The following is a 14,508-nucleotide window of genomic DNA, read 5'->3' on the forward strand; positions in this document are numbered from 1 at the left end:
CGGACCGCTCCGAACAGGCGAGCGATGTCGCCGCGCGGAGCGGTCCGCCGTGTTCACTTCCTCACGGTGCGTTCTCCGCGGCTCACTCCGCGGTCTTCCTGGCGGTGGTCTTCGCCGCGGTCTTCTTCGCGGCTGTCTTTGCGGCGGTCTTCTTGGCCGCGGTCTTGGCGGTGGCCTTCGCGGCGGTCTTCTTCGCCGCCGTCTTCTTGGCCGCCGCCTTCTTCGCGGTCTTCTTCGCCGGGCCCTTGGCGCGCTTCTCCGCGAGCAGCTCGTACCCGCGCTCCGGCGTGATCGTCTCCACGTCGTCGTCGCGGCGCAGCGTCGCGTTGGTCTCCCCGTCGGTGACGTACGGGCCGAAGCGTCCGTCCTTCACCACCACCGGGCGTCCGCTGACGGGGTCGGTGCCCAGTTCCTTCAGCGGCGGCTTGGCCGCGGCCCGGCCGCGCTGCTTGGGCTGCGCGTAGACGGCCAGCGCCTCGTCGAGGGTGATCGTGAAGATCTGGTCCTCGCTCTGCAGCGACCGCGAGTCGGCGCCCTTCTTCAGATAGGGGCCGTAGCGGCCGTTCTGCGCGGTGATCTCCTCACCGGTCTGCGGGTCGGCGCCGACCACGCGCGGCAGGGAGAGCAGCTTCAGGGCCTCGTCGAGGGTGACGGTCTCCAGGGACATCGACTTGAACAGGGAGGCCGTGCGCGGCTTGACCGCGTTCTTCCCCGTCTTCGGCGTCCCCTCGGGCAGCACCTCGGTGACATAGGGCCCGTAGCGGCCCGCCTTGGCGACGATGGTGCGGCCCGTCTCCGGGTCGGCGCCCAGCTCGACCTCGCCGCTGGGCTTGGCCAGCAGCTCCTTGGCGTACTCCACCGTCAGCTCGTCCGGCGGCAGGTCGCCGGGCACGTCGGCGCGGCGGCCGGGCTCGCCGTCGGAGCCGACCTCCTCCACGTAGGGCCCGTAGCGGCCGACGCGCAGCACGATGCCGTCCCCGACGGGGAAGGAGGAGACGCCGCGGGCGTCGATCGCGCCGAGGTCGGAGACCAGGTCCTTCAGGCCGCCGAGGTGGTCGCCGTCGCCGTTCCCGGCCGCGGCGGCGTCGCCGGAGCGCGGGTCGTCGGTGCCGAAGTAGAAGCGGCGCAGCCACGGCACGGCCTCGGCCTCGCCGGCGGCGATGCGGTCGAGGTCGTCCTCCATCTTCGCGGTGAAGTCGTAGTCGACCAGGCGGCCGAAGTGCTTCTCCAGCAGGCCGACGACGGCGAAGGAGAGGAAGGACGGGACGAGCGCCGTGCCCTTCTTGAAGACGTAGCCGCGGTCGAGGATGGTGCTGATGATCGACGCGTACGTCGAGGGGCGCCCGATCTCGCGCTCCTCCAGCTCCTTGACCAGGGTGGCCTCGGTGTAGCGGGCCGGGGGCTTGGTGGCGTGGCCGTCCACCGAGATCTCGGTGGCGGACAGCGGGTCGCCCTCGGCGACCTGCGGCAGCCTGCGCTCGCGGTCGTCGAGGTCGGCGCCGGGGTCGTCGACGGACTCGACGTACGCCTTGAGGAAACCGTGGAAGTCGATGATCTTGCCGGAGGCGCTGAACTCCGCGTCCCGGCCGTCCGCGCCGCGGCCCCCGACCTTCACGGTGACGGACTTGCCGGTGGCGTCCTTCATCTGGGAGGCCACCGTCCGCTTCCAGATCAGTTCGTACAGCTTGAACTGGTCGCCGGTCAGCCCCGTCTCCGCGGGGGTGCGGAAGCGGTCGCCGGAGGGGCGGATCGCCTCGTGCGCCTCCTGCGCGTTCTTGACCTTGCTCGCGTAGACGCGGGGGCGGTCGGGCAGGTAGTCGGCGCCGTAGAGCTGGGCGACCTGGGCCCGGGCGGCGGCGACCGCCGTGTCGGAGAGGGTGGTGGAGTCGGTGCGCATGTAGGTGATGAAGCCGTTCTCGTACAGCTTCTGCGCCACCTGCATGGTCACCTTCGCGCTGAAGCCGAGCTTGCGGCTCGCCTCCTGCTGGAGGGTGGTCGTACGGAAGGGCGCGTAGGGCGACCGACGGTAGGGCTTGGACTCCACCGAGCGGACGGCGAAGTCGGCGCCCTCCAGCGCGGCGGCCAGCGCGCGGGCCGCGGCCTCGTCCAGGTGGAGCGTCTGCCCCCTGCCGCCGTCCTTGAGCCGCCCGTCCGGGCCGAAGTCGCGGCCCTGCGCGACACGGCGGCCGTCCACCGCGGTCAGCCGGGCGGCGAAGGAGGACGGATCGGCGCCGGCGGTCCCGCGGCCGGTGGAGAACGTGCCGGTCAGGTCCCAGTACTCGGCGGTCCGGAACGCGATGCGCTCGCGCTCGCGCTCGACGACCAGCCGGGTGGCGACGGACTGCACGCGGCCCGCCGAGAGCCTGGGCATGACCTTCTTCCACAGCACCGGCGAGACCTCGTAGCCGTAGAGCCGGTCGAGGATGCGACGGGTCTCCTGGGCGTCGACCAGCCGCTGGTTCAGCTCGCGGGTGTTGGAGACGGCCGCGCGGATGGCGTCCTTGGTGATCTCGTTGAAGACCATCCGGCGGACCGGGACCTTGGGTTTGAGCACCTCCTGGAGGTGCCAGGCGATGGCCTCGCCCTCGCGGTCCTCGTCGGTGGCCAGGTAGAGCTCGTCGGACTCCGCCAGAAGCTGCTTGAGCTTCTTCACCTGGTCCTTCTTGTCGCTGTTGACGACGTACAGCGGCTCGAAATCGTGGTCGACGTTGACGCCGAGCCGGGCCCACGGCTCGCCCTTGTACTTGGCCGGGACCTCGGCGGCCCCGTTCGGCAGGTCGCGGATGTGCCCGACACTGGCCTCGACCACGTAGCCAGGACCGAGGTAGCCCTTGATCGTCTTGGCCTTGGCCGGCGACTCGACGATCACGAGTCGGCGCCCGCCGTGTGTGGTCTTGCTGGTCGGGGACAACTTCTTCTCGCTCTTCTCTCCGGTTCCGTGGCTTCCTGGTTCCGGTCCGTGGTCGGCTGTGCGGTCGGATGGTGCTCTGTTCGGCTCCCGCTGCGGAGTGTGACGGTACCTCCCGCCCCCGTGTCAAACGGGAAAAGTCCACAACGCCACTCGAACGGTAACCCGACAACCACCATTCCTGCCGCCCGGTGGCGACTGGCAAGATGTGGGCGATCCGTCCGTTCCGGCCATGCACACCCGGGGGAGTCCTGATGTCCGATCCGTACCAGCAGAATCCGTACGGCCAGCCGCAGCAGCCGCAGCACAATCCCTACGCCCAGCCGTCCGGCCAGCCCGGTCAGCCCGGTCAGCCCGCGTACGGGTACCCGCAGCAGGTGCCGCCGCCCGTCGCCCCGGGCGTCTACACCGGGGACCCGAACGCCCCGTACGGGTACGACCCCTACGGCCGCCCCTACTCCGACAAGTCCAAGACCACCGCGGGCCTGCTCTCCCTCTTCCTGGGGAGCTTCGGCATCGGGCGCTTCTACACCGGTCACACCGGCCTGGCCCTCGGCCAGCTCTTCACCTGCGGCGGCTGCGGCATCTGGGCGCTGATCGACGCGATCATCCTCTTCACCCAGGACGGCGCCACGGACGCGCAGGGCCGCGTACTGCGGAGCTGACCTCGGTGGCCGAGATGCCCGCCCGGCTCCGCGCGCTGCGCTCCCACCCGGCCGCGCCCCCGCTGACGGCGCTCGCGGCCGGGCTCGCCGCGGCCGTCTACCTGTGGGGCACCAACCCCCACGAGCCCGGGCAGCTCCTGCCGCGCTGCCCGTTCAACCTGGTGACCGGGCTGCTGTGCCCGGCGTGCGGCGGCACGCGCATGGCGTACGACCTGATGCACGGGGACGTCGCCGCCGCCTTCCACGACAACGCCCTGATGCTGACGCTGGGCGTCCCGGCGGCCCTGTACCTCGGCGGGCGGTGGCTCGTGGAAGGGCTGCGGGGACGCCGCTACCGGCCGTCGCCGGGGAAGGCGGGCACGGCGGTGGTGCTGGGACTGGCCGTGGGGTGGGCGGTCCTGCGGAACGTGATCGGCTGATTCCTTTCCCCGTTCCCGCTCCCGTCCTCCGCGCACCCCACCGACCGCATCGCATAACCGTTCGATCACAGAGCCGGGAAGGCCACAACCCCCGGGTGCTCCCGATTGTCAGGGAAGTCGCCGCGGCGTCACGGACGCATGCCGGGAAGCCGCGGCCGTAACCGACGAAGCACGAAGGAGCCACCCATGGCGTTCACCGGCACCGCGCCCAACGGGCAGCCGTACTCCGACAAGTCCAAGATCGCCGCGGGTCTGCTGCAGATCTTCCTGGGTACCCTGGGCATCGGACGCTTCTACACCGGCCACACCGGTATGGCGATAGCCCAGCTCCTGACCTGCGGCGGTCTGGGCTTCTGGGCGCTGATCGACGGCATCCTCTTCCTCACCAGCAGCACCCGCACCGACAAGCAGGGCCGCGTCCTGCGCGGCTGACGCCCACGGCCGGCGGCCCGCGTTCCCCGTGTCATCGGGGGCGCGGGCCGTCCGCGTTCGCCGGGCCGTCCGCGTTCGCCGGGCCTCCGCGTTCGCCGGGCCTCCGCGTTCGCCGGGCCGGGCAACGGCACACCGGCCGGAGCGGATCAGGGACGTGTGAACGCCCAGAGGCCGAAGGCCAGGAAGACCACCCCGAACAGCGAGGTCAGCACGGCTGCCACGGCCGGGCTCGCCCCCTCCGCCACGGGCTCGCGCAGCCGTACGCGCAGCGAGGTCCACAGCAGGAGTCCGACACCGAACAGCGTGAAGGCCGCCCCGGCGAAGACAGCGGGTCCACTCTCCATGCGGAGCACGGTGACACCCGCGGGGAACCTGCCGGAGAACGCCGGGTGAACGCCGTCGGCCGGCCGGCGGATGAACTCCGCGCCCCGCCCGTCCGCACGTTCCGCGCCGTCCGTCACCCGTCCCGCAGGGGCAGCAGGAAGCCCTGCTCGACCAGCAGCCGGATCGACTCGGGGGTGCGGTCGCGCAGCCCGGCGGGGTCCTCGCCGAGGAGCTGGGCGATGGCGTCGACGATGCGGCCCGCCGGGAGCGTGCCGTCGCACACGCCCGCGAAGCCCGCGCCGACCGTGTCCACCCTCGTCGCCCGGCGCATCCCGCGGTTCTGGCGCAGCACCACGTACTCCGGGTCGTCGGCCCCGGGCCTGCCGATCTGCTCCTGCACCACCTCGTCGGCGAGGCGGAAACGGGTGGCGAGCAGATCCGCGTCGTCCATGGCGCGCAGCAGGTCCCGGCGCTCGAAGTGGGCCCGCACCTCCTCGCCGAGCGGCTGCTCGACCGGGTGCGGCCACTCCTCGACGGTGATCGACGGCCGCTCGGCGCCCGACTTGCGCAGGGTGATCCAGCCGAAGCCGACGGCCGTGGTCCCGCGGGCCTCGAACTCGTCCAGCCAGGCGTCGTACTTCGCCGCGTACACCGCCGGGTCGCCCAGGTGGTCGCCGCCGTCGCGCAGCCACAGCTCGGCGTACTGGGCGACGTCCTGGACCTCGCGCTGCACGATCCAGGCGTCGCAGCCGCGCGGCACCCAGGACGCCAGCCGCTCGCGCCAGTCCTGGCCGCCGACGTGCTGCCAGTTGGCCAGGAGCTGGCAGTGGCCGCCGTCGGCGAGGTGGTCCGCGGCCCTCTCGACGAGGGTGCGGCACAGGTCGTCGCCGCCCATGCCGCCGTCCCGGTAGGTGAGGCGGGTCCCGTCGGCGGCGCGGGGGGAGATGACGAAGGGCGGGTTGGAGACGATCAGGTCGTAGGGGGCCTCGCCCTCGACCGGCTCGAACAGGGACCCCTCGCGCAGGTCGGCCTCGGGCGCCCCGGAGAGGGCCAGGGTGAGGCGGGTGAAGCGCAGGGCGCGGGGGTTGAGGTCGGTGGCGGTGACGTGCCCGGCGTGCCGGGCCGCGTGCAGCGCCTGGATGCCCGAGCCGCAGCCGAGGTCCAGGGCCCGGGCGACGGGGGTCCGCACCGTGATGCCCGCCAGGGTCGTCGAGGCGCCGCCGACCCCGAGGACGAGCCGCGAGCGGTCGTCCGCCCCCGGCGCCGCGGCCGTGCCCGTGTCCTTGGCGGTGCGGATGCCGCCGGCGCCGCCGACCGCGCAGCCCAGGTCGGAGACGATCCACCAGTTCTGCCCCTCGGGGCCGCCGTAGGGCCGTACGTCCACCGTCGCCCGCACACCGTCCGCTCCCCCGCCGTCCCCGCCGCGGCTCAGCCAGCCGTCGGCGAGCGCGTCGTCGACCGGAAGCGCGGCGCGGGCGGCGTCGTACGGCACCGGGCGCTGGAGCAGGAACAGCCGCACCAGCGTCTCCAGCGGCCCGCCGCCGCGCGTGGCGCGCAGCGCGGGCACGGTCTCGCTGCGGGCCAGGGCGGCGTAGGCGGTGGCGCCGAGCAGGTCCAGCAGTCCGTCGGGGGTGAAGCCGGCGGCGAGGAACGCGTCGCGCAGTCGGGGAAGGGCGGGGCCGGGGGCGGGGAGGCGGTCCGTACTCACCTCCCCATTGTCACGTGGACCGTCCCGGGGAGGGCACCCGGCGTACCGGACGCCCGTCCGTCACGCCGCCGAGGCGGACGCGGACGGCGACGAGCCCACCTTCCGGCACCCCGGCTCCCCGGCCATGGCCGCCTGGAGCTCGCCCTGCCGGAGGTCGCCCAGCGCCTTCTCCACGGCCTCGAACTGGCCGGGCACCTCCTTCATGTCGTCGGTGATGTCCTGGAGGCCGTCGGCGAACTCCGCCTGGTCCCCGGTGTTCAGCTTCTCGGCCTGCTGCTGCAGCCCGGCGTACGAGGCGGACAGCCTGTCGAGCGCCCCGGTGGCGTTCTTCCGGAGCCGGGCGCCGTTCTCGACCGGCGGGACGCCCGCCTTCTTCAGGGCGCGGGACAGGTTGTCGAACGCGGCGGAGAGGTCCCGGAAGGCCTTCACGTCGGTCTTCTTTATCTCCTCCGGGCTCTTGTCGCCCTCGGAGATCCGGGCCAGGGCCTCGTTGGCGTCGTCGATGGTCGCGTTCTGGGTGCGCAGCGCACCGCAGTACGTCTTGGCCCACCGCGCGGCCTTGTCCTCGCCCTCGTCCCCGTCGTCGCACCCGCCGAGCGCGAGGACGAGCACCGCACCGCCGGCCAGGATGGTCGCAAGCTTCTTGTTCACTCCGGATCGGTCCCTTCGTGGCTGTCCGGGCCGGAACATACACGCAGACGGCCCGGCGGCCGGTGCGCACGCCACACCTTTCGCACGGTTCTGTACGGTTATGGGACCTCATGTTCCCGGCGCATCTCACATGGCTCCCCGGCCTCGTCCGGTCCGCGCGGCCGGGGACGACCGTGCCCCCGAGCGCCCTGCCGCGCGTCCTACGGGGCCGTCACCGGAGTTCCCGGCTCCGAGCCCGACTCCCCTCCCTGCGTGCCGGAGGCCCGGCCGGCCCTCCCGTCGTCCTCCCCGCTCCCGCCGCTCCCGTCGCCGACCGCGATGCCGCGCCGCTTGGAGGCGTAGACCGCGCCGACGACGACGGCCAGGGCGACGGCCGCGATCAGGATCCGCGTCCCGACACCGGCGTCGTCCCCGTGGCCGAGCTGCACCACGGCGGGGGCGATCAGCAGCGCCACCAGGTTCATCACCTTCAGCAGCGGGTTGATCGCGGGGCCTGCGGTGTCCTTGAACGGGTCGCCGACCGTGTCGCCGATGACGGTGGCGGCATGGGCCTCGCTGCCCTTCCCGCCGTGCCGGCCGTCCTCGACGAGCTTCTTGGCGTTGTCCCAGGCCCCTCCGGAGTTGGCGAGGAAGACCGCCATCAGCGTGCCCACCCCGATGGCACCGGCGAGGAAGGAGCCGAGCGCGCCCACGCCGAGGGCGAAACCGACGGCGATGGGCGCCATCACGGCCAGCAGACCGGGGGTGGCCAGCTCGCGCAGCGCGTCCTTGGTGCAGATGTCCACGACCCGGCCGTACTCGGGTTTCTCGGTGCGGTCCATGATCCCGGGCCGCTCGCGGAACTGGCGCCGCACCTCGAAGACGACCGAGCCCGCCGACCGGGAGACCGCGTTGATCGCCAGCCCGGAGAAGAGGAACACCACGGAGGCGCCCAGCATGAGGCCGACCAGGTTGTTCGGCTGGGAGATGTCCAGGCTCAGGGTCGGCTCCCCCGCCCTGGCGTTCACCTCCTCCACGGCGTTGGCGATCGCGTCGCGGTAGGAGCCGAAGAGGGCGGAGGCGGCCAGCACCGCGGTGGCGATGGCGATGCCCTTGGTGATGGCCTTGGTGGTGTTGCCCACGGCGTCGAGGTCGGTGAGCACCTGGGCGCCCGCACCCTCGACGTCGCCGGACATCTCGGCGATGCCCTGGGCGTTGTCGGACACCGGGCCGAAGGTGTCCATGGCGACGATCACGCCGACGGTGGTGAGCAGACCGGTGCCCGCCAGGGCGACGGCGAACAGCGCCAGCACGACGGAGGCGCCGCCCAGCAGGAAGGCGCCGTAGACGCCGAGACCGATCAGGAGGGTCGTGTAGACCGCGGACTCCAGACCGACGGAGACGCCGGAGAGGATCACGGTGGCGGGACCGGTCAGCGACGTCCTGCCGATGTCGCGGACGGGCCTGCGGCCGGTCTCGGTGAAGTAGCCGGTGAGCTGCTGGATCAGCGCCGCCAGGACGATGCCGATGGCGACCGCGACCAGCGCCAGGACCCGCGGATCGCCGTCGTGGCCGGCGATGCCGGGATCGGTGACCCCGCCGAGCTCGCCGTAGCTCGACGGCAGGCAGACGAACGCGGCGACCGCCACGAGGACCAGCGAGATCACCGCGGAGACGAAGAAGCCTCGGTTGATGGCGCTCATGCCGCTGCGGTCGGCGCGGCGCGGCGCGACCGCGAGGACGCCGATCATGGCGGTGACGACACCGATCGCCGGAACGAGCAGGGGGAAGACCAGTCCCAGATCGCCGAAGGCGGCCGTGCCCAGGATGAGAGCGGCCACCAGGGTGACGGCGTAGGACTCGAAGAGGTCGGCGGCCATGCCCGCGCAGTCGCCCACGTTGTCGCCCACGTTGTCCGCGATGGTGGCGGCGTTGCGCGGATCGTCCTCGGGGATGCCCTTCTCCACCTTGCCGACGAGATCGGCTCCCACGTCGGCGGCCTTGGTGAAGATGCCGCCGCCGACCCGCATGAACATCGCGATCAGGGCGGCGCCCAGGCCGAAGCCCTCCAGCACCTTCGGGGCGTCGGCCGCGTAGACGAGCACCACGACGGCGGCGCCCAGCAGACCGAGGCCGACGGTGAACATGCCGACGACCCCGCCCGTGCGGAAGGCGAGCTTCATCGCCCGGTGGGACACCTCGGTCAGGTCCTTCCCGGGCTCGCCCTCGGCCGGAGTCGCCTCCCGCGCGGCGGCGGCGACCCGTACGTTGCTGCGCACCGCGAGCCACATGCCGATGTAGCCGGTCGCCGCGGAGAACCCGGCGCCGACCAGGAAGAACACCGAGCGGCCGACCCGCTCGCCCGTACCGTCCGCCGGGAGCAGCATCAGCAGGAAGAAGACCACGGCTGCGAACACGCCGAGGGTGCGCAACTGCCGCGCGAGGTAGGCGTTGGCGCCCTCCTGGACGGCGGCGGCGATCCTCTTCATGCCGTCGGTGCCCTCGCCGGCCGCGAGCACCTGGCGCACCAGCACCACGGCGACGACCAGGGCCGCCACGGCGACGAGTGCGATGACCAGGACAAGACCCCGGTTGCCGCTGGTGAGCACGGCTTCGGCCAGGTGCAGCCGACTCTGTGAGGGGGTGTGTTGCCGCGCCATTCGTCCTCCTCGACGTCTGGCACACGGACGCGCGAGCACGCTCGGGCGTCCTGTGGCGGGCCCGCAGCGGGGATGTGGGCGGACCGCGGAAAGCGCTCCGTTTCACCACCAGGGTGCGGTATCCGTTATGGGTCCGCACCCGCAGAGCCCGGTCGAATCGGATGAAGGCGGCAGAAAAACTCCCCCGGGCGGCGGTGGACACCGGTCTTCCGCGCCGCGGGGGAACGGTCTTCGCGTGTGGCTGCCCGTGTGAACACCGGGCGGTTCCGGGCCGGTGTCAGGAGCCGGTGGGCGCCGGGACGGTCGGCCAGCTCATCCTGACGAGGCCGCCGCGCCCGTCGGCGGTCACCTCGAGGTCGTCCACCAGGCCGCTGATCACGGCGAGCCCCATGTCGACCTCGTCGTCGGCGTCGGTTCCGTCTCCGTCGGGGGAGGCGCCGTACGCCGGGCCGTGCACCGCCTGCGGGGCGTCGTCGCCCACCTCGATGCGGAACGCCTTCTCGTCCTCGGTCAGCGCCACCCTGACGGGCGTCTCGAGGCCGTGGCCGGTGTGGAGACCGACCGCCCTGCTGCACGCCTCGCCCACCGCGAGCCGCACCTCGTCGAGTACGGCCTCGTCGACACCGGCCCGGCGTGCCACGGCGGCCGCCACCAGACGCGCCGTCCTGACGTGCTCGGGCAGCGGGCTGAAACGCAGTTCGACGGTGGCCATGCCATCCCCCTCGGTGAGTACGTGCGGTCGCCTGGCGAGCCGGTGCCCGTGGTGGCCGAGGGGTGCCGGCCCGGCACACGTGTGCCGGGCCGGCACCCCTGGTCGCTGCCTTGTGCGGGTTGTTCCGGCTCGACTTCTCGGTCGGCTCAGTCGGTGGCAGCCACGGCCTCGTCCACCGAGGTGTGGATGGGGAACACCTTGGTCAGGCCGGTGATACGGAAGATCTTGAGAATGCGCTCCTGGTTGCAGACCAGACGCAGCGACCCCTCGTGGGCGCGCACGCGCTTGAGCCCGCCGACGAGCACACCCAGGCCGGTGGAGTCGAGGAAGTCAACGCCCTCCATGTCCACGACCAGGTGGTAGCTGCCGTCGTTAACCAGCTCGACCAGTTGCTCACGCAATTTGGGCGCGGTGTATACATCGATCTCGCCACCCACCGAGACGATCGTGCGATCGCCGACGGTACGGGTCGACAGGGACAGGTCCACGGATCCTCCAGCACCTTGCTATCGAGCGGTCCGCCCCCTGGGATTCCCCGCCGAGGACGGGAAGGGGGCCTCCCCACCGGTGGCGGAGAGCGTCTCCCCGCCGAGGGTGGGGCTGGGGCCTCCCCACCGAAGGTAGGGGACGGATCGGCAGCCGCAGAAGCATTCAATCACTTACCCAGGGGCCTGCACGACGCCTTGCGACCATTGTCCGTCGCGCCGGTGACACACTCGATGCCGATGGCCAACGACCACCACGCGACGTCTGCAGACGCACGCCCCTCGCCCCTGTCTCCCCGAGCGGTTCTCCAGAGTCTCGCCGCCGGGGCGGACCGGGCCATGCGCATCACCCATACGGAGCACTTGCCCCCGCGGAACGGTCGTCATGCGGACTGGCCTGGCCGGATTCGGCCGGAAGTGATCGACGCGATCCGGGCGGCGGGCATCGACCGTCCCTGGGAGCACCAGGCCCGCACCGCCGAGCACGCCCTGCGCGGCGAATCGGTGGTCATCGCCACCGGCACGGCGTCGGGCAAGTCGCTCGCCTATCTGACCCCGGTGCTCAGCGCCCTGCTGGACGGTTCCGAGGCTCCCAACGGGCGCGGCGCGACCGCCCTCTACCTCGCCCCGACCAAGGCGCTCGCCGCCGACCAGCGGCGGGCCGTGGGCGAACTGGCCGCACCGCTGGGCACCGCCGTCCGTCCCGCCGTGTACGACGGCGACACCCCCGTCGAGGAGCGCGAGTGGGTGCGGCAGTACGCCAACCTCGTGCTCACCAACCCCGACATGCTGCACCGCGGGATACTCCCCGCCCATCCCCGCTGGTCCTCCTTCCTCCGCTCCCTGCGCTACGTGGTGGTCGACGAGTGCCACGTCTACCGCGGCGTGTTCGGCTCCCACGTCGCCCAGGTGCTGCGCCGCCTGCGACGTGTGTGCGCCCGCTACGGCAGCGCTCCCGTCTTCCTCCTGGCCTCCGCCACGGCGGCCGAGCCGGGCGAGGCCGCCGCGCGGCTCACCGGGCTGCCCGTCGCCGAGGTCACCGAGGACGCCTCCCCCCGCGGCGAACTGGTCTTCGCCCTGTGGGAGCCGCCGTTGACGGAGATGCGCGGCGAGCGCGGCGCTCCCGTGCGGCGGACGGCCACCGCCGAGACCGCCGACCTCCTCACCGACCTGGCCGTGCGGGGCGTGCGGACCGTCGCCTTCGTCCGCTCCCGGCGCGGCGCCGAACTGATCTCGGTGATCGCCCGGGAACGGCTGGCCGAGGCGGACCGCTCCCTGGCCGGGCGGGTCGCCGCCTACCGCGGCGGCTACCTGCCCGAGGAGCGCCGCGCCCTGGAGCAGGCCCTGCACTCCGGCGACCTCCTCGGCCTGTCCGCCACCACGGCCCTGGAACTGGGCATCGACGTCTCCGGCCTCGACGCCGTCCTGCTGGCCGGCTGGCCCGGCACGCGGGCCTCGCTGTGGCAGCAGGCCGGCCGCGCCGGACGGGCGGGCCAGGGCGCCCTGGCCGTGCTCGTCGCCCGGGACGACCCGCTGGACACATACCTCGTCCACCACCCCGACGCGATCTTCCGCAGGCCCGTGGAGTCCACCGTCCTGGACCCGGACAACCCCTACGTCCTCGCCCCCCACCTGTGCGCCGCCGCGGCCGAGATCCCCCTCACCGAGGAGGACTTCGCACTGTTCGGTCCGGCCGTGCCCGAACTGATGCCGCAGATGGAGCGGCGCGGGCTGCTGCGCCGCCGGGGCACGGGCTGGTACTGGACCCGCCGGGAGCGGGCCGCCGACCTGGCCGACATCCGCGGCCGGGGCGGCAGGCCCGTCCAGGTGGTGGAGGCCGGCACCGGGCGGCTGCTGGGCACGGTCGACGCCGCGGCCGCCCACACCACCGTCCACGACGGCGCGGTCCATCTCCACCAGGGCCGCACCTACGTCGTCAGGCGCCTCGACCTGGACGACGCGGTCGCCCTGGTGGACGAGGCCGCTCCGCCCTGGACGACGATGGCCAGGGACACCACCGCGATCTCCGTCCTGGAGACCGACGCCGAGGTCCCGTGGGGCGAGGCCCGGCTGTGCTTCGGATCGGTCGAGGTCACCAACCAGGTCGTCTCCTACCTGCGCCGCAAGCTCGTCACCGGCGAAGTGCTCGGCGAATCCAAGCTCGACCTGCCGCCGCGCACCCTGCGCACCCGCGCGGTGTGGTGGACGGTCACCGAGGAACAGCTCGACGCCGCCCGGGTGGGCCCGGAGGTGCTGCCCGGAGCCCTGCACGCCGCCGAGCACGCCTCCATCGGCATGCTGCCCCTGTTCGCCACCTGCGACCGCTGGGACATCGGCGGCGTCTCCGTCCCCCTCCATCCCGACACCCTCCTGCCGACCGTCTTCGTCTACGACGGGCACCCCGGCGGCGCCGGCTTCGCCGAGCGCGCCTTCCGCACCGCCCGCGACTGGCTGACCTCGACCCGGCAGGCCATCGCCGCGTGCGAGTGCGACAGCGGCTGTCCGTCGTGCATCCAGTCGCCCAAGTGCGGCAACGGCAACGATCCCCTGCACAAGCGCGGCGCCGTCCGGCTGCTCACCGAACTGCTCCGGCAGGCCCCGCCCGGGCCCGGACCCCGGCCGCGTACGGACCCGCCCGCACCCGTACCGTGAGATCGGCGACGAGATCCCGTACCTGGCAGCGCACCACCCTGGCCCGCTGCGCGTCGGCCACCTCCCGGGCGGCGGAGCATGCCTCCTCCGCGCCCAGGACGGCGTGGTCGGCCGCCGCGAGCGCCGCCGCGTCCGCCGCCGCCCCCGCTCGGTGCCGTACGGCGACGGCCTGCCCCAGGCCCAGTACGACCGCCGCCACCACGCACAGCGTGACTCCGCACAGGGCCGCCCACACCGTGGCCGATCCCCGATCGCGGTGGTCACCCCGGTTCCGCATGCGCCACCGCCTCGGCCGCCACCTCCACGCCCAGCGGCCCCGGACCGGCCGCCCGGGCCGTCACCCGCACCCGCACCAGCTCGCCCTCCCGCGCCATCTCCACTCCCGCTCCGCGCGGCGCGACGGACCTCACCGCCTGCCGGATCCTCTCCGGCGGCTCGTCCCGGGCCGCCGCGCGTGCCCCGGCACCCGCCGCGTCCACGCACCGGACCTGCGCGACCATCGCCGTCACCCCCCACATCAGCATCCCGAGCAGAGCCACCAGGGACGGCACCACCACCGCCGTCTCTGCGGTGACGTAGCCGCGTTCCCGCGCTCCCGCCCCGCCCTTTCCGGGGAGACGCTTCTCAGAAGCCCGCATCGAGCGCCCGTTCGATCAGCCCCTGCATCGCCGTGCTCACCGGACCGCTGGTGACGATCTTGTAGAGCACCGCCGCGAAACCCGCCGCCGCGATCGTGCCCACCGCGTACTCCGCGGTGCTCATCCCGGCCTGCGCGTCCCGGCTCCGCGCCCTGCGCACGACCCGGCCGGCCTGCTCCCTCATCCGTCCCCACATGGCTCTCTCCTCGCGTTCCTCGTCGTTCCGTTGTCTTCCGATGTGCTGCTCTTCGGTGTGCCGTTCCTCGGTCCGCCGA

The 14,508-nt window shown here is 73.0% G+C and carries 14 protein-coding genes; 4 read left to right on the forward strand and 10 right to left on the reverse strand.

Annotated features, from left to right (window positions below):
• Nucleotides 1–82 precede the first annotated feature (82 nt).
• Complete coding sequence (gene topA, locus ABD358_RS00435; protein ID WP_344628744.1) at nt 83–2,911, reverse strand: type I DNA topoisomerase; 2,829 nt, start codon at nt 2,909–2,911, stop codon at nt 83–85.
• Nucleotides 2,912–3,162: 251 nt separating this feature from the next.
• Here topA and ABD358_RS00440 point away from each other — a divergent pair, with 251 nt between their 5' ends.
• From ABD358_RS00440 to ABD358_RS00450, 3 genes are all read left to right on the forward strand, one after another.
• Nucleotides 3,163–3,573 carry a TM2 domain-containing protein gene (locus tag ABD358_RS00440; protein WP_344628745.1) on the forward strand — a complete coding sequence of 137 codons (411 nt, stop codon included), beginning with the start codon at nt 3,163–3,165 and terminating at the stop codon, nt 3,571–3,573.
• A gap of 14 nt (nt 3,574–3,587) precedes the next feature.
• Entirely contained in the window at nt 3,588–3,992 is a 405-nt protein-coding gene (locus tag ABD358_RS00445; RefSeq protein ID WP_344629038.1) for a DUF2752 domain-containing protein, read from the forward strand.
• 186 nt (nt 3,993–4,178) lie between these two features.
• Nucleotides 4,179–4,424: a TM2 domain-containing protein gene (locus tag ABD358_RS00450; protein ID WP_344628746.1), complete on the forward strand. Its 246-nt coding sequence runs from the start codon at nt 4,179–4,181 to the stop codon at nt 4,422–4,424.
• A 146-nt stretch (nt 4,425–4,570) separates the two neighbouring features.
• On the opposite strand, the gene ABD358_RS00455 is transcribed toward ABD358_RS00450, so the two are convergent.
• The 6 genes from ABD358_RS00455 to bldG all read right to left on the reverse strand — a co-directional run bounded on the left by ABD358_RS00455 (nt 4,571) and on the right by bldG (nt 10,946).
• Entirely contained in the window at nt 4,571–4,768 is a 198-nt protein-coding gene (locus tag ABD358_RS00455; RefSeq protein WP_344628747.1) for a hypothetical protein, read from the reverse strand.
• A gap of 113 nt (nt 4,769–4,881) precedes the next feature.
• Nucleotides 4,882–6,456 (reverse strand): DUF7059 domain-containing protein, encoded by a 1,575-nt coding sequence (locus ABD358_RS00460; protein WP_344628748.1) that lies wholly within the window; start codon nt 6,454–6,456, stop codon nt 4,882–4,884.
• A 60-nt stretch (nt 6,457–6,516) separates the two neighbouring features.
• On the reverse strand, nt 6,517–7,107 hold the full coding sequence (locus tag ABD358_RS00465; RefSeq protein WP_344628749.1) for a small secreted protein: 591 nt from the start codon (nt 7,105–7,107) through the stop codon (nt 6,517–6,519).
• A 200-nt stretch (nt 7,108–7,307) separates the two neighbouring features.
• A complete protein-coding gene (locus tag ABD358_RS00470) occupies nt 7,308–9,746 on the reverse strand; it encodes a sodium-translocating pyrophosphatase (RefSeq protein WP_344628750.1) in 2,439 nt (812 codons plus the stop codon).
• Nucleotides 9,747–10,023: 277 nt separating this feature from the next.
• Nucleotides 10,024–10,458: an ATP-binding protein gene (locus ABD358_RS00475; protein ID WP_344628751.1), complete on the reverse strand. Its 435-nt coding sequence runs from the start codon at nt 10,456–10,458 to the stop codon at nt 10,024–10,026.
• Between the two features lie 146 nt (nt 10,459–10,604).
• Nucleotides 10,605–10,946, reverse strand: coding sequence for an anti-sigma factor antagonist BldG (gene bldG, locus ABD358_RS00480; RefSeq protein WP_093657489.1), 342 nt, complete (start codon nt 10,944–10,946; stop codon nt 10,605–10,607).
• A 231-nt stretch (nt 10,947–11,177) separates the two neighbouring features.
• Here bldG and ABD358_RS00485 point away from each other — a divergent pair, with 231 nt between their 5' ends.
• Nucleotides 11,178–13,595 (forward strand): DEAD/DEAH box helicase, encoded by a 2,418-nt coding sequence (locus ABD358_RS00485; RefSeq protein ID WP_425576217.1) that lies wholly within the window; start codon nt 11,178–11,180, stop codon nt 13,593–13,595.
• On the opposite strand, the gene ABD358_RS00490 is transcribed toward ABD358_RS00485, so the two are convergent.
• From ABD358_RS00490 to ABD358_RS00500, 3 genes are read right to left on the reverse strand one after another with little or no spacing between them, the layout of a single operon-like run.
• The gene (locus ABD358_RS00490) at nt 13,519–13,872 is read right to left on the reverse strand and encodes an Rv3654c family TadE-like protein (protein ID WP_344628752.1); all 354 of its coding nucleotides are present in this window, start codon (nt 13,870–13,872) and stop codon (nt 13,519–13,521) included. The two genes, ABD358_RS00485 and ABD358_RS00490, sit on opposite strands and share 77 nt — an antisense overlap.
• Nucleotides 13,856–14,233: a TadE family type IV pilus minor pilin gene (locus ABD358_RS00495; RefSeq protein WP_344628753.1), complete on the reverse strand. Its 378-nt coding sequence runs from the start codon at nt 14,231–14,233 to the stop codon at nt 13,856–13,858. The genes ABD358_RS00490 and ABD358_RS00495 overlap by 17 nt, the downstream gene beginning before the upstream one ends.
• Nucleotides 14,220–14,429 carry a DUF4244 domain-containing protein gene (locus ABD358_RS00500; RefSeq protein ID WP_425576202.1) on the reverse strand — a complete coding sequence of 70 codons (210 nt, stop codon included), beginning with the start codon at nt 14,427–14,429 and terminating at the stop codon, nt 14,220–14,222. The genes ABD358_RS00495 and ABD358_RS00500 overlap by 14 nt, the downstream gene beginning before the upstream one ends.
• Nucleotides 14,430–14,508: the final 79 nt, after the last annotated feature.

Origin of the sequence: Streptomyces glaucosporus, assembly GCF_039533345.1 — a bacterium.
Lineage (GTDB): Bacteria > Actinomycetota > Actinomycetes > Streptomycetales > Streptomycetaceae > Streptomyces > Streptomyces glaucosporus.

What these genes read in the sequence shown, in the direction of transcription:
- ABD358_RS00440 (WP_344628745.1), top strand. Translation starts at nt 3,163, where the DNA reads ATGTCCGATCCGTACCAGCAGAATCCGTACGGCCAGCCGCAGCAGCCG.
- ABD358_RS00500 (WP_425576202.1), bottom strand. Translation starts at nt 14,429, where the DNA reads ATGTGGGGACGGATGAGGGAGCAGGCCGGCCGGGTCGTGCGCAGGGCG.
- ABD358_RS00475 (WP_344628751.1), bottom strand. Translation starts at nt 10,458, where the DNA reads ATGGCCACCGTCGAACTGCGTTTCAGCCCGCTGCCCGAGCACGTCAGG.
- ABD358_RS00455 (WP_344628747.1), bottom strand. Translation starts at nt 4,768, where the DNA reads ATGGAGAGTGGACCCGCTGTCTTCGCCGGGGCGGCCTTCACGCTGTTC.
- ABD358_RS00470 (WP_344628750.1), bottom strand. Translation starts at nt 9,746, where the DNA reads ATGGCGCGGCAACACACCCCCTCACAGAGTCGGCTGCACCTGGCCGAA.
- ABD358_RS00450 (WP_344628746.1), top strand. Translation starts at nt 4,179, where the DNA reads ATGGCGTTCACCGGCACCGCGCCCAACGGGCAGCCGTACTCCGACAAG.
- ABD358_RS00490 (WP_344628752.1), bottom strand. Translation starts at nt 13,872, where the DNA reads ATGCGGAACCGGGGTGACCACCGCGATCGGGGATCGGCCACGGTGTGG.
- ABD358_RS00445 (WP_344629038.1), top strand. Translation starts at nt 3,588, where the DNA reads ATGCCCGCCCGGCTCCGCGCGCTGCGCTCCCACCCGGCCGCGCCCCCG.
- ABD358_RS00485 (WP_425576217.1), top strand. Translation starts at nt 11,178, where the DNA reads ATGCCGATGGCCAACGACCACCACGCGACGTCTGCAGACGCACGCCCC.
- ABD358_RS00495 (WP_344628753.1), bottom strand. Translation starts at nt 14,233, where the DNA reads ATGCGGGCTTCTGAGAAGCGTCTCCCCGGAAAGGGCGGGGCGGGAGCG.